The sequence below is a fragment of the Pseudomonas sp. NUPR-001 genome (assembly GCF_052147955.1).
Lineage (GTDB): Bacteria > Pseudomonadota > Gammaproteobacteria > Pseudomonadales > Pseudomonadaceae > Aquipseudomonas.
Window position 1 is genome coordinate 4,814,115 of record NZ_CP197353.1, and the last position, 12,830, is coordinate 4,826,944.

General features: G+C 61.2%; 11 protein-coding genes. 2 read left to right on the forward strand and 9 right to left on the reverse strand.

The genetic code is table 11. The features are described 5' to 3' along the window. Positions 1–44 precede the first annotated feature (44 nt). The 9 genes from ACP6KB_RS22040 to edd form a co-directional block, all read right to left on the reverse strand. On the reverse strand, positions 45–1,391 hold the full coding sequence (locus ACP6KB_RS22040; RefSeq protein ID WP_442109377.1) for a carbohydrate porin: 1,347 nt from the start codon (positions 1,389–1,391) through the stop codon (positions 45–47). A 54-nt stretch (positions 1,392–1,445) separates the two neighbouring features. Next, positions 1,446–2,600: an ABC transporter ATP-binding protein gene (locus ACP6KB_RS22045; protein WP_442109378.1), complete on the reverse strand. Its 1,155-nt coding sequence runs from the start codon at positions 2,598–2,600 to the stop codon at positions 1,446–1,448. A 6-nt stretch (positions 2,601–2,606) separates the two neighbouring features. Further along, positions 2,607–3,452 carry a carbohydrate ABC transporter permease gene (locus ACP6KB_RS22050; RefSeq protein WP_442109379.1) on the reverse strand — a complete coding sequence of 282 codons (846 nt, stop codon included), beginning with the start codon at positions 3,450–3,452 and terminating at the stop codon, positions 2,607–2,609. After that, positions 3,445–4,353, reverse strand: a complete 909-nt coding sequence (locus tag ACP6KB_RS22055) for a carbohydrate ABC transporter permease (RefSeq protein WP_442109380.1) — start codon at positions 4,351–4,353, stop codon at positions 3,445–3,447. Before ACP6KB_RS22055 ends, ACP6KB_RS22050 begins: the two co-directional genes overlap by 8 nt. Before the next feature lie 63 nt (positions 4,354–4,416). Further along, positions 4,417–5,679: an ABC transporter substrate-binding protein gene (locus tag ACP6KB_RS22060; protein ID WP_442109381.1), complete on the reverse strand. Its 1,263-nt coding sequence runs from the start codon at positions 5,677–5,679 to the stop codon at positions 4,417–4,419. Positions 5,680–5,823: 144 nt separating this feature from the next. Then, positions 5,824–7,218 (reverse strand): ATP-binding protein, encoded by a 1,395-nt coding sequence (locus ACP6KB_RS22065; RefSeq protein ID WP_442114360.1) that lies wholly within the window; start codon positions 7,216–7,218, stop codon positions 5,824–5,826. Positions 7,219–7,261: 43 nt separating this feature from the next. Continuing rightward, on the reverse strand, positions 7,262–7,978 hold the full coding sequence (locus ACP6KB_RS22070) for a response regulator (RefSeq protein ID WP_442109382.1): 717 nt from the start codon (positions 7,976–7,978) through the stop codon (positions 7,262–7,264). 50 nt (positions 7,979–8,028) lie between these two features. Beyond that, positions 8,029–9,009 (reverse strand): glucokinase, encoded by a 981-nt coding sequence (locus tag ACP6KB_RS22075; RefSeq protein WP_442109383.1) that lies wholly within the window; start codon positions 9,007–9,009, stop codon positions 8,029–8,031. Then, positions 9,006–10,832 carry a phosphogluconate dehydratase gene (gene edd / locus ACP6KB_RS22080; RefSeq protein ID WP_442109384.1) on the reverse strand — a complete coding sequence of 609 codons (1,827 nt, stop codon included), beginning with the start codon at positions 10,830–10,832 and terminating at the stop codon, positions 9,006–9,008. Before edd ends, ACP6KB_RS22075 begins: the two co-directional genes overlap by 4 nt. A 267-nt stretch (positions 10,833–11,099) precedes the next feature. On the opposite strand from edd, the gene gap reads away from it, so the two are divergent. Continuing rightward, the gene (gene gap, locus ACP6KB_RS22085) at positions 11,100–12,101 is read left to right on the forward strand and encodes a type I glyceraldehyde-3-phosphate dehydrogenase (RefSeq protein ID WP_442109385.1); all 1,002 of its coding nucleotides are present in this window, start codon (positions 11,100–11,102) and stop codon (positions 12,099–12,101) included. Positions 12,102–12,253: 152 nt separating this feature from the next. Beyond that, positions 12,254–12,772, forward strand: a complete 519-nt coding sequence (locus ACP6KB_RS22090) for an RNA polymerase sigma factor (RefSeq protein ID WP_442109386.1) — start codon at positions 12,254–12,256, stop codon at positions 12,770–12,772. Positions 12,773–12,830 lie beyond the last annotated feature (58 nt).

The following is a 12,830-nucleotide window of genomic DNA, read 5'->3' on the forward strand; positions in this document are numbered from 1 at the left end:
CGGGCTTGTTTCGCGATCAGCTCGTAAATTTACAACATATTGCCTCAGAACGACGACTGAATCTTCAAGCCGGCGACCAGCGCGTTATCCACCTCGTCTACCCCACCCGGGCTTTTGATGTACTGCAGGTTGGGGCGCACGGTCAGCCAGTTGGTGACATGCACACCGTAATACAGCTCGGCGTTGTACTCGGTCTTCTGGATTGGCACGAAGTTGGGGTTGTCGTAATCATCAATACCGCTCTGCTGGTTGAGCAGTTCAGCGCGGTCTTTCACATCGTCGTTGACGTGGATGCGTGCCACGCCAAAGCCGATGTCATCCTTGGGCCGGGCATCGAAGGCGCCCTTGTAGACCAGCCCAACCTGCTGATAGTTGTCGACCACGTTGGTGGCTTTGTCATGCACGGTGAAGTTGGCGAACAGGCTGAGGCCACGGCTGGCATCGCCGTTATGCGCGGTGACTTGCTGCTGCGCCACCACCCACCAGCCATGTTTGCTGGAGTGCGACTTGAAGTCGTTGCCGGTAATGGCCTGCGGCTGGCCATTGACGTCGTCGAACACATCGTCGGCCTTGGCCGTGCTGTAGTAGTAACCCAGACGGTATTCACCCGGCAGTGCGTTGACCTTGGGCGACCACACCAGTTCGAACGGCAGGATCATGCCCTTGGTGCCACTGCCACTGAGCTTGAAGCCGTTACCGGTCTCGAGGTTGGAAGGGTTTTGCTCATACACCCCGACCTGGGCGAAAAACTCCGGAGTGAGGTTGTATTTGACCCGCAGCGCCCACTGGCTCACCGGCCAGTTGTACCAGACGCTCCCCACCCAGTTGCCGACCTGTGAGCCGCAAAACGCCAGGTTCTGGAAATCGCAGGGAAAGCTGTTGAAGTCCTCGCCTTCGCCAAAACGCCCAAGCTTCACGTCCAGGGCGCCGTCGAAGTACTTCTGCTTGATCCACATCTGGGTCAAGCGCCAGGTCTGACCACGGCCCCAGACTTCCTGCACGGAACTGAACTGCCCGGCACGCGGGTCGCTGATGCGGTCGTTGGACAGGTTGCGCCCGCTACGCTCGGTGATCGCCAGCTTGAACTCGGCGTCGTGCCAGCCGAGGATCTTCTCCAGATCCAGGTGAGCGCCAAGCGCGAACTGGTCACTGTACCGTGCCGTTTTGTCGTCGTTGTAGCCACCGTTGAGGTTGCCTGCCACCTCACCGACGTAGTCCAGGGTGAAGTCGTAGCCCTTTTCCAGCAGCTCGGTACGGGTTCCGCCCCAATCACCGCTCATCCATTTCGAATCGGCAGAAAAAGCCTCGGCCGCGTGCGCCCCGCAACTGACGCCCAATGCCGTCAACAGTCCCAATGGCAGCAGCGGCGTGATGCGTTTGAAGTGATCCATCCCGTGTGTCCTCATTTTATTGTTGTTGGTGGGCTTGTATGACGTGCAACCGGTTCAACGACCCTTGAACTGCGCGACCTTGTCCTGAGCAGAACGCTGCGCGACATTCACGCCCAGGCGCTCGCCGCTGGCGGCATCGAACAGCAGTACCCGCGCCGGGTCGAACTGCAGGTTCAGGGTGTCGCCGACCTGAACCGCAACATCCGGCGTCAGGCGGCAACACACCTTGGTCTGGTTGAGGGTGACGAACACCAGTAGGTCGGGGCCGGTCGGTTCGGTGATCTGCACCTCGGCGTGAATACTCGGCAAACCATTGGCCTGCGCCGGGGCCAGGGCGATCTGTTCAGGGCGGATGCCGAGGATCACCTCGCGCTCCTCAAGCCCGGCATCATTGAGCCCTAGCGGCAGTTCACAACGGGCCTGGCCGCTGTCGAGCAAGGCCTGCAAGCGGCCGTCCTTGCGCTGCAAGCGCAGAGGAATGAAGTTCATCGGCGGCGAGCCAATGAAACTGGCAACAAACAGATTGGCCGGATCGTTGTAGATCTGCTGCGGGGTACCGAACTGCTGGATCAGCCCGTCCTTCATCACCGCCACCTTGTCGCCGAGGGTCATGGCTTCGATCTGGTCGTGGGTGACATACACCGTGGTAGTTTTCAGGCGCTGGTGCATGAGTTTGATCTCGGTACGCATCTCCACCCGCAGCTTGGCGTCGAGGTTGGACAGCGGCTCGTCGAACAGGTAGATCTTCGGCCGCCGCGCCAGTGCCCGACCCATCGCCACACGCTGTTGCTGACCACCGGAGAGCTGGCCCGGCTTGCGCGTGAGCAGGTGCTCGATCTGTAACAGCTTAGCCACCCGCGCCACTTCTTCATCGATCGCCGCCGCCGACAGCTTGCGGATCTTCAGGCCGAAGGCGATGTTGTCGCGCACGTTCATGGTCGGGTACAGCGCGTACGACTGAAAGACCATGGCGATATCGCGGTCCTTGGGGCTCATGCCACTGATGTCGGCAGCGTCCACCAGGATCGCCCCGCCGCTGATCTGTTCAAGCCCGGCAATGCAGTTCATCAAGGTTGATTTACCGCAGCCAGAGGGCCCGACCAGAATCAGAAACTCCCCGGAGTCGATCGCCAGATCGATGTGCTTCAAGGTGTCCGGCTGACCGCTGCCGTAGGTTTTGTTGACGTTGCGCAGTTCAAGCGTTGCCATGTTGATTCACCCCTTGACCGCGCCGGCAGTAAGCCCGCGCAGGAAATACTTGCCAGCCAGCACATAGACCAACAGGGTCGGTAACCCGGCGATCATCGCCGCCGCCATGTCGACGTTGTATTCCTTGACCCCGGTGCTGGTGTTGACCAGGTTGTTCAGGGCCACGGTGATCGGTTGCGCGTCGCCGCTGGCGAACACCACACCGAAGAGGAAGTCGTTCCAGATCTGGGTGAATTGCCAGATCAGGCAGACCATGATGATCGGCACCGACATCGGCAGCAGAATGCGCAAAAAGATGGTGAAAAAGCCCGCCCCGTCCAGGCGCGCCGCCTGCACCAGCGCATCGGGCACACTGCAGTAGTAGTTGCGGAAAAACAGCGTGGTGAAGGCCAGGCCATAAACGATGTGCACCAGCACCAGACCCGTGGTGGTACTGGCCAGGCCGAGCTTGCCGAGGGTGAAGGAGGCCGGTAGCAGTACGGTCTGAAACGGCAGGAAACAGCCGAACAGCAACAGCCCGAAAAACAGCTGCGAACCGCGAAAGCGCCACATCGACAGCACATAGCCATTGAGCGCACCGAGCAGGGTCGAGATCAGCACCGCCGGCACGGTGATTTTCACCGAATTCCAGAAGTAGCCACCGACGATGTCCCAGGCTTTGATCCAGCCCATGCCGGTGACCACCTCGGGCCAGCTCAGCAGGTTGCCGGTGCGGATGTCATCCGGCGATTTGAAACTGGTCAGCAGCATCACAATCAGCGGGATCAGGTACAGCGCGCAGGCCAGCAACAACGTCGCGTAGATGCTGATGCGGCTGAAGCTGAACCTACGGGGAGCCAGGGATCTAGTCATGGCGCTTGTTCCTCAGTTCCGAGTACAGGTAAGGCACCAGGATCGACAGGATCGCCCCGAGCATCAGGATCGCACTGGCCGAACCCATGCCCATTTGCCCGCGGCTGAAGGTGAAGGAATACATGAACATCGCCGGCAGGTCCGAGGCATACCCCGGCCCGCCTGCGGTCATTGCCGCAACCAGGTCGAAGCTCTTGATCGCGATATGCGCAAGGATCATCAAGGCGCTGAAAAACACCGGGCGCAGGCTGGGCAGCACAATGCGCAGGTAGATGCTCGGCAAGCTGGCGCCGTCGACCTGAGCAGCGCGAATGATCGACTGATCGACACTGCGCAAACCCGCCAGAAACAGCGCCATGACAAAGCCCGAGGCTTGCCATACCGCAGCGATCACCAGGCAGTAGACGACCCGGTCCGGGTCCACCAGCCAGTCCAGGCGAAAGCCTTCCCAGCCCCAGTCGCGGAGCATCTTGTCCAGGCCCAGGCCTGGGTTGAGCAGCCACTTCCAGGCAGTGCCGGTGACGATCATCGACAGCGCCATGGGGTACAGGTAGACCGTGCGGATAAACCCTTCGCGACGGATACGCTGGTCCAGCAACACCGCCAGCAGCACGCCGATCACCAGGCTGATGGCAATGAACAGACCGCCGAACACCAGCAGGTTCTTGCTCGCCACCCACCAGCGGTCGTTTTCCAGCAACCGGGTGTATTGCGCCAGCCCCACCCACTTGTAGCTGGGCATGAAGCTGGAGTTGGTAAAGGACAGGATGAAGGTCCAGAGGATGTAGCCATAAAAGCCCACCAGGACGATCAGCATGCTGGGCGCCAGTACCAGTTTGGGCAGCCAGCGTTGCAAAGCATCGACGGGCGAGGCCTTGTTGAATGTGGCAACAGTGTTCATGGGGTGGCTCCGTGTTGGAGGGTATCGCGGGGCCCGGTGGGAGCGGGCTTGCCCCGCGATCGTTTACTTGGCCGACTTGATCGCCGAATTCAGTTGCTTGACCGCCGTTGCAGGGTCCGCTTTCGGGTCGTTGAGGAAGTTGGTGACCACATCGAAGATCGCCCCCTGCACCGCCAGGGAAGTCGCCATGTTGTGCGCCATGCTTGGCTGCAGGCCATCGCCTTGCTCGGCGTATTTGAAGTCCACGGCGGACTTCTGCGTGCAGGCGTCGAACTGGCTCATGTCCATGTCCTGACGCACCGGCAGCGAGCCTTTGTTCTGGTTGAACACCGTCTGGAACTGCGGTTCAAGTGCAACCTTGGCCAGGTCATTCTGGGCCTTGATGTCGTTCGGGTTCTTGAGCTTGAACATCGCCAGCGAGTCGATGTTGTAGGCAAAACTGCCTTGAGTGCCTGGGAAGGCCACGCATTGGTAGTCCTTGCCGGCTACCTTGCCCGCCGCCGTCCATTCGCTCTTGGCCCAGTCGCCCATGATCTGCATGCCAGCCTTGCCACTGATGACCTCGGCAGCGGCGATGTTCCAGTCACGCCCGGCGCGATTAGGGTCCATGTAGGTACCCAGGCGCTGCAGGGTCTTGAACACCTCGACCATTTGCGTACCGGTCAAGGTCGCTTCATCCAGCTCGACGAAGGCCGCGTGATAGCCCTTGGGGCCGAGGATGCTCAGTGCCAGGTCTTCGAATACGGTGCTGTCCTGCCAGGGCTGACCGCCGTGGGCCAGGGGAATGAATCCCGCCGCTTTGAGCTTGTCGGCAGCCGCGAAGAGTTCATCGAGGGTAGTCGGTACGGTGGCGCCCGCCTTGGCAAATACCTCGGGGTTGATCCACAGCCAGTTGACCCGGTGGATGTTCACCGGCACGGCCACGTAATGGCCGTCGTATTTCATGATCTGCGCGACTTTCTTCGGCAGCAGGGTGTCCCAGTGATTGGCCTCGGACACTTCATCGAGTTCGGTGAGCAAACCCAGCGCCCCCCACTCCTGAATATCCGGGCCCTTGATCTGTGCAGCGGCAGGCGGGTTGCCGGAAATGGCGCGGGTCTTGAGCACGGTCATGGCCGCTGCGCCGCCACCACCGGCGACGGCGTTGTCCTTCCAGATAAAACCGTCTTTCTGCACCTGCGCCTTGAGTGTTTCAACGGCCTTGGCTTCGCCACCGGAGGTCCACCAGTGCAGCACTTCAACGGTACCGGCATCAGCGGCCAGGGCGCTCAGGGGCAACAAGGAGGCAAGAGAAACGACAGCAGCGAGACGATTGATCGCATTCATGGGGCGGAACCTTTTCTTGTTGTTATGCAGGTGCAAGTCGTGGTGCTTGCGCTTGCATCGGAGTCTAACCAGCCGCTTGGCGGGCGGAGGTAACGAAGGGATGCGCAAATGTCACAGGCTGGTGACATTTGTCGGAAGGCTCTGTCAGTCGTGGCTACGGGGCAGGCTCAAGGTCACGCGCAAACCGCCTTCACGCAGGTTGCGCAAGCTCACTTCGCCGCCGTGGCTGTGGGCAATATTGCGCGCGATACCCAGGCCCAGACCGTAGCCCTGCTGCTGCCCGGCCAGGCGAAAATGCGGCTCGAACACCTGCTCCAGACGCTGCTCGGGCACGCCCGGCCCCTCATCGTCGACCTGCAAGACAAACCCTGACTCACTGTCGAGCACCCGTAAGTGCGCACGCTCACCGTATTTCAGGGCGTTGTCGATCAGGTTGCCCATGCAGCGCCGCAGTGCCAGCGGCTTGCCCGGATACGGCGCCAGCGCCCTACCCTCAAGCGTCACCCGGCCACTGGCCAGGTACGGCTCGACCAGGCAATCGAGGGCATGGTTGAGATCAACGGGTTCGATGTTTTCGTGGATGTCGGTGTCTTTGACGCATTGCAACGCGCCTTTGACCAGCATCTCCAGCTCATCCAGATCACGACTGAACTTCAACTGTTGTTGCTCGTCTTCAAGCAATTCAACACGCAGGCGCAGACGGGTAATCGGCGTGCGCAAGTCATGGGAGATGGCGCTGAACAACTGGCTGCGCTCGGTCAGGTATCGGCTGATACGCTCACGCATGCTGTTGAACGCCCGGCCGACTTCAACCACCTCACTGCCGCCACCTTCCAGCACCGGCTCGACCTCAGCGCCGAGCGACATCTCCCGCGCGGCACGTGCCAAACGCTTGAGCGGACGGCTCTGCCAGTGCACCAGCAAACCGATGAACAGCAGCAGGAAAAAGCTGGTGAGGCCAATGAACCAGATCTGCTGACGAGGCAAGCCTTCATCTTCGAGGCTGGTATAGGGCTCGGGCATCAGCGAGGCGATATACAGCCATTCACCCTCAGCCAGACGGATCTGGGTGACCAGTATCGGTGGATTGACCGGTTCCAGGGTCAAGGCGTAGTGCGCCCAGGAACGCGGCAGCTCATCGAGCTTCAGACCACTGTTGAAAATCCGCAGGTCTTGCGGGCTGACGAATTCAAGGGAGATGTCCATCTGCGCCCCCAGGCGCTGGCGCAGCACTTCATCTACCGCGCTGATTACCGCCTGCTTGCGCGGTGTAGCCGGCAGCGTCTGCATGTCCAACGGTTTGTCGTTGAGCGACACCACAAAACGTGTGCCGCCCATACTGCGCAATTGGTCGAGGACCATCGGCCGGTAAGCCAGCGGCAGTGAGCGGAAGTAACTGACACTGGCACTCATCGAATGCGCCAGGCTGCGGGCGCTGGCGACCAGGCCCTCCATCTGGCTGGCGCGCAACTGCGACAGCCAGATCAAGCTCGACAACCCTTGGGCCAGCAGCACCACCAACAGCGTCAACAGCAGCATCCGCCCCAGCAACGAGCGCGGCAGCGGCAGGCGCCAACGCCCTTCAGTGCGCGGGCGCAACACTGGCCGCCAACAGGTAGCCACTGCCGCGCACGGTGCGGATCAGCCGCGGCGGTTTTTGCGTATCACGCAGGCGTTGACGCAAGCGGCTGACCGCCATATCGACGATGCGATCCAGCGGCATCGGCTCGCGCCCGCGGGTGGCGTTGCCGATGGTGTCGCGGTCGAGAATCTGCTGCGGGTGATCGAGGAACAACTTGAGCAAGGCGAAATCGGCACCGGACAGAATCACCTCTTCACCATCGCGATGAAACAAGCGGTGGCTGATGGTATCCAGGCGCCACTCATCGAAGGCCAGCACATCACCGCCGTTGCGCTCCTGACCAAAGCCGGCACGGCGCAACAGCGCCTTGATACGCGCCTGCAATTCACGCGGGCTGAAGGGTTTGCCCAGGTAATCATCGGCGCCCAGCTCCAGGCCGATGACCCGGTCGGCCTCATCGGAACTGGCGGTGAGCATGATGATCGGCACCTGAGACTGTTGCGGGTGCTGACGCAGCCAGCGGCACAGGCTGAAACCGTCTTCATCGGGGAGCATGACATCCAGAATCACCAGATCGTACTCAGCGTGCTGCAGTGCCTGGCGAAAGCCCTGGCCGTCAGCCACGGCCTGCACACTGAAGCCGGCACGGCTGAGGTAGGTTTGCAGCAGTTCGCGGATGTCCTGATCGTCGTCGACCAGCAGTATCGACTTGCTCACAGCTCGGTTCCTTGTAGGAGCGGGCTTGCCCCGCGATCGCGGTGTGTCAGTTATATCGCATCGCGGGGCAAGCCCGCTCCCACCGACTGCTGCAATGCCACGCCAGCACCGAGCAGACCGGAAAACTCGGCGGTCACCAGCCACACCGGCACCTCGTTGAAGTAGCCGCTCATGCAGCCTTTCTCAGCGAAACTGCGGGCAAACCCGCTGCGCAGAAACAGCTCGGCGAAACGCGGAATGATGCCGCCAACAATGTAAACGCCACCACGGCCGCCAAGGGTCAACACGTTATTGCCGGCCACGCGCCCGAGAAAACAACAGAACTGCTCGATAACCGCCAGGGCCACAGGCTCACCTGCCAACGCTGCCTCGGTAATCGCAGCCGGGGTTTGCAGGGTTGCACTGTAGCCGTCCAGGGCGCAGATCGCCTGGTACAAACGTAACAAGCCGCCACCGCTGAGCACGGTTTCGGCACTGACATGCCCGGTGTCGTTGGCGATGTGCTGGCGGATCTGCGCCTCGCGGGCATTGCCCACCGGCAGGTCGACATGGCCACCTTCGCCTGGCAGGGCGAGCCAGCGGCCATCGTCCAATCCCAACAGGGTCCCCACCCCCAACCCGGTTCCAGGGCCGATCACCACTGCCGGGCGCCCGGCTTGCGCCGTGCCCTGGCAAACCGTGCGGTACTCATGTGCCTGCAGGCGAGTCATGCCCAGGGCCATGGCGGTAAAGTCATTGATCAGCAACAACTGCTCGACCTGCAAGCTCTGGCAGAACGCCTGACGACTGAGGCGCCAATGGTTGTTGGTAAAGCGAAACTCATCGCCACTGACCGGGCCGGCCACCGCCAGGCAAACTGCACCCTGGTCACCTTTGCTCAACCCCTGCGCCTGCAGGTAAGCACCGATGGCCTGCTCCGGGCTGGTGTAATCCGCCGTGGCATATACCTGCACCGCATGCATCTGGTTGTTTTCCCAGAGCGCAAAGCGCGCGTTGGTGCCGCCGATATCACCGACCAGGGCGCGCTTCATTTCAGCGTTTCCAGGGCCGACGTGAAGGCGCTGGCGCCCTGCTCTGCCGGGCTCAGGGCCATGCGCATGAAGCCGAACAGCTCACGCCCGCAGCCCAGATCGCTGCCGCCTGGCGCCGCCGCATTAGCCCGATCGGCCCATTCAACGGCATCGACTTGCACCGTCAGGGTGCCAGCAACCCCGTCGACGCGAACAATGTCGCCGTCGCGCACGCGCGCCAGCGGGCCGCCGTCGAAGGCTTCCGGGCAGACATGAATGGCCGCCGGGATTTTCCCCGAAGCCCCCGACATACGCCCATCGGTAACCAGCGCGACTTTGAAGCCGCGGTCTTGCAACACGCCGAGGAACGGGGTCATCTTGTGCAGCTCCGGCATGCCGTTGCAACGCGGGCCCTGGAAGCGCATCACCGCAACAAAATCACGCTCCAGCTCACCGGCCTGGAACGCATCGGCCAGGGCTTGCTGGTCATGGAATACCCGCGCCGGTGCTTCCACCACCTGGTGCTCAGGGGCGACCGCCGAGACTTTCATGACGCCACGGCCGAGGTTGCCTTCCATCACCCGCAGCCCGCCTTCCGGAGAGAATGGCCGGGCCACCGGGCGCAAGATCGCTTCGTCCAGGCTCGCTTGCGGCCCTTGGCGCCAGACCAGCTTGCCGTCCTGCAAGAACGGCTCCTCGGTGTAGCGGCGCAAGCCATGGCCGGCCACGGTGTTGACGTCTTCATGCAGCAGCCCGGCATCGAGCAACTCGCGAATCAGGAAGGCCATGCCGCCGGCCGCCTGGAAATGGTTGATGTCGGCTTTGCCGTTCGGGTAAACGTGCGACAGGGTCGGCACCACTTCCGAGAGGTCAGCCATGTCTTGCCAGGTTAGTTGGATACCGGCGGCCTGGGCAATCGCCGGCATGTGCAGGGTGTGGTTGGTCGAACCGCCGGTGGCGTGCAGGGCAACGATGGAGTTGACCAGCGCCTTCTCGTCGACGATTTCGCCCAGCGGCATGAAGTCGCCGCTGGCCTTGGTCATCCGCGTGACCTGCTGCGCCGCCTCGACGGTAAGCGCATCGCGCAGCGGCGTGTACGGGTTGACGAACGATGCCCCCGGCAAGTGCAGGCCCATCACTTCCATCAACAGTTGGTTGGTGTTGGCGGTGCCGTAAAAGGTGCAGGTACCCGGGCTGTGGTACGACTTCATTTCCGATTCCAGCAACTCTTCGCGGCTGGCCTTGCCCTCGGCATAGCGCTGACGCACATCGGCCTTTTCCTTGTTGGAAATGCCTGAAGGCATCGGCCCGCCGGGGACGAAAATGGTGGGCAAGTGACCGAAGCGCAGTGCGCCCATCAACAGGCCCGGAACGATCTTGTCGCAAATTCCCAACATCAGCGCCGCATCGAACATGTTGTGCGACAGGGCAATGGCCGTGGACATGGCGATCACTTCGCGGCTGGCAATCCCCAGCTCCATGCCCGGCTCACCTTGGGTGACGCCATCGCACATGGCCGGTACACCACCGGCAAACTGCCCCACCGAACCGATGTCACGCAGCGCCTGTTTAATCTGTTCGGGGTAATGCTGGTAAGGCTGGTGGGCCGAGAGCATGTCGTTGTAGGAAGACACGATAGCGACATTGGCCGCATTCATCATGCGCAGGCTGTTCTTGTCCTGGGTGCCACATCCAGCGACACCGTGGGCGAAGTTGGCACATTGCAGCTTGGCCCGCATCGGCCCGTCACTGGCTGCCCCGCGAATCAACTGCAAGTAGCGCTCACGGGTGGGACGGCTGCGAGCGATCAGCCGTTGGGTGACCTCAAGAATGCGCGGATGCATGTACTGAACTCCAGGCTATCGGTGGTTGCGACCTCTGCGGCGGTTTCCCTAATCAGCATTCGCCACCTAGGCTCAAAGGCAGGGGTGGCTGCTGGGGGAGGAACAGCTTGGCCGATCGCTCGTTGTAGATTAAATAAAATACTGCCAGTAAAAAGGCTTGTTTTCTATTTTTTTACGAATAATCTTGTAATTCCAACAACAAAATCAGATTCAGTGAAGCAGTAGCTCATTTTTTTGGGCTTCACCCGGTCTGCCAGAGGTAGCTCTATGACCCTTCGTATCGCAATCAATGGCTTTGGCCGCATTGGCCGCAACATCCTTCGCGCACTCTATACCCAAGGCTACCGCCAGGACCTGCAGGTCGTCGCCATCAACGACCTGGGCGACAGCGCCATCAATGCCCACTTGCTCAAGTACGACAGCGTGCATGGCATCTTCGCGGCCAGTGTCGAGTCCGACCATGAAAGCCTGACCGTCAATGGCGACCGCATTGCCGTCAGCGCCATTCGCAACCCGGCCGAGCTGCCGTGGAAAGCCGAAGCCATCGATGTGGTATTTGAATGCACCGGGCATTTCACCGACAGGGCCAAAGCTGCCGCCCATCTTACTGCCGGGGCGCGTAAAGTCATTATCTCGGCACCGGCCAAAGGTGCCGATGCGACCGTTGTGTATGGGGTCAACCACGACATTCTGCGCCCTTCGCACCAGATCATTTCCAGCGCCTCTTGCACCACCAACTGCCTGGCGCCACTGGCTCAGGTACTGCACCGCGAGCTGGGTATCGAGCAGGGCCTGATGACCACCATTCATGCCTATACCAATGACCAGAGCCTGACCGATGTGGCCCACAGCGACCCGTTCCGCGCCCGCTCGGCCACCCAGTCGATGATCCCGAGCAAAACCGGTGCTGCCGAAGCGGTAGGCCTGGTGCTGCCGGAGCTGGCGGGCAAACTCACCGGCATGGCCGTGCGCGTACCGGTGATCAACGTGTCGCTGGTCGACCTGACCGTCAACCTCAAGCGCGACACCAGTGTCGAAGAGGTCAACAACCTGTTCAAAGAAGCCAGCCGCCACTCCAAAGTGCTGGGTTACAACAGCCTGCCGCTGGTGTCGTGCGACTTCAATCACAACCCGCTGTCGTCGATTTTCGACGCCAACCACACCCGCAGTAACGGGCGGATGCTCAAAGTGCTGGCCTGGTATGACAACGAATGGGGCTTCTCCAATCGCATGCTGGATAACTGCCTGGCGCTGTTTAACGCGGTGTAATGCTGTGGGAGCGGGCTTGCCCCGCGAAGCGATGTGACTGATACACCGCAATCGCGGGGCAAGCCCGCTCCTACATGCACACAAGCACCTACACTTGACCAATGCGTTTATGATAAGCATTATCATTCGCTTCGTATTGCTCAGGTACCGCTGTGAGCCAGTCCCAGTTCAACACTGTTTTCCTCGCTCAGCGGGTCAGCCTGCTGCGTACTTTGCAGCGCATGGTGGATAACCCCAGCACTGCCGAGGACCTGTTGCAAGAGACTTACCTGCGCGTAACCCGGGCGCTGGGCGAACGGCCGATCGAGCATCTGGAGCCGTTCGTGTTCCAGACCGCCCGCAACCTGGCGCTCGACCACTTGCGCGCACGCCGGGCGCAATCGCGCAACCTGGTTGACGATGTGCCCGAGCAGGTTCTGCACAACGTCGCCGCACCCACCAGTAGCGCCGAAGACGCCGCCCATGCCGAACAATTGCTCCAGCGCCTGAGCGTCAGCCTCGGGCAACTGACCGCCCGCCAGCAGCGAATCTTTATCCTCAGCCGTCTGCACGGCGCCAGTTACCTGGAGATTGCCGAACAGCTAAATGTTTCCGCCAGCACGGTTCAGAAGGAACTGAAACTGATCATGGCCATCTGTGTCGGCGTTGCCAGTCGTCTGAACCGCGATTGACCTTGGCTTGCCACACACGCCGATACGCTTGATCATAATTAGAATTACAAGACCACCC

Excerpts from the sequence above, each read along its gene's own strand:
- edd (WP_442109384.1), bottom strand. The coding sequence starts at position 10,832 with ATGCATCCGCGCATTCTTGAGGTCACCCAACGGCTGATCGCTCGCAGC.
- ACP6KB_RS22060 (WP_442109381.1), bottom strand. The coding sequence starts at position 5,679 with ATGAATGCGATCAATCGTCTCGCTGCTGTCGTTTCTCTTGCCTCCTTG.
- ACP6KB_RS22075 (WP_442109383.1), bottom strand. The coding sequence starts at position 9,009 with ATGAAGCGCGCCCTGGTCGGTGATATCGGCGGCACCAACGCGCGCTTT.
- ACP6KB_RS22050 (WP_442109379.1), bottom strand. The coding sequence starts at position 3,452 with ATGACTAGATCCCTGGCTCCCCGTAGGTTCAGCTTCAGCCGCATCAGC.
- ACP6KB_RS22055 (WP_442109380.1), bottom strand. The coding sequence starts at position 4,353 with ATGAACACTGTTGCCACATTCAACAAGGCCTCGCCCGTCGATGCTTTG.
- ACP6KB_RS22065 (WP_442114360.1), bottom strand. The coding sequence starts at position 7,218 with ATGCTGCTGTTGACGCTGTTGGTGGTGCTGCTGGCCCAAGGGTTGTCG.
- ACP6KB_RS22045 (WP_442109378.1), bottom strand. The coding sequence starts at position 2,600 with ATGGCAACGCTTGAACTGCGCAACGTCAACAAAACCTACGGCAGCGGT.
- ACP6KB_RS22040 (WP_442109377.1), bottom strand. The coding sequence starts at position 1,391 with ATGGATCACTTCAAACGCATCACGCCGCTGCTGCCATTGGGACTGTTG.
- gap (WP_442109385.1), top strand. The coding sequence starts at position 11,100 with ATGACCCTTCGTATCGCAATCAATGGCTTTGGCCGCATTGGCCGCAAC.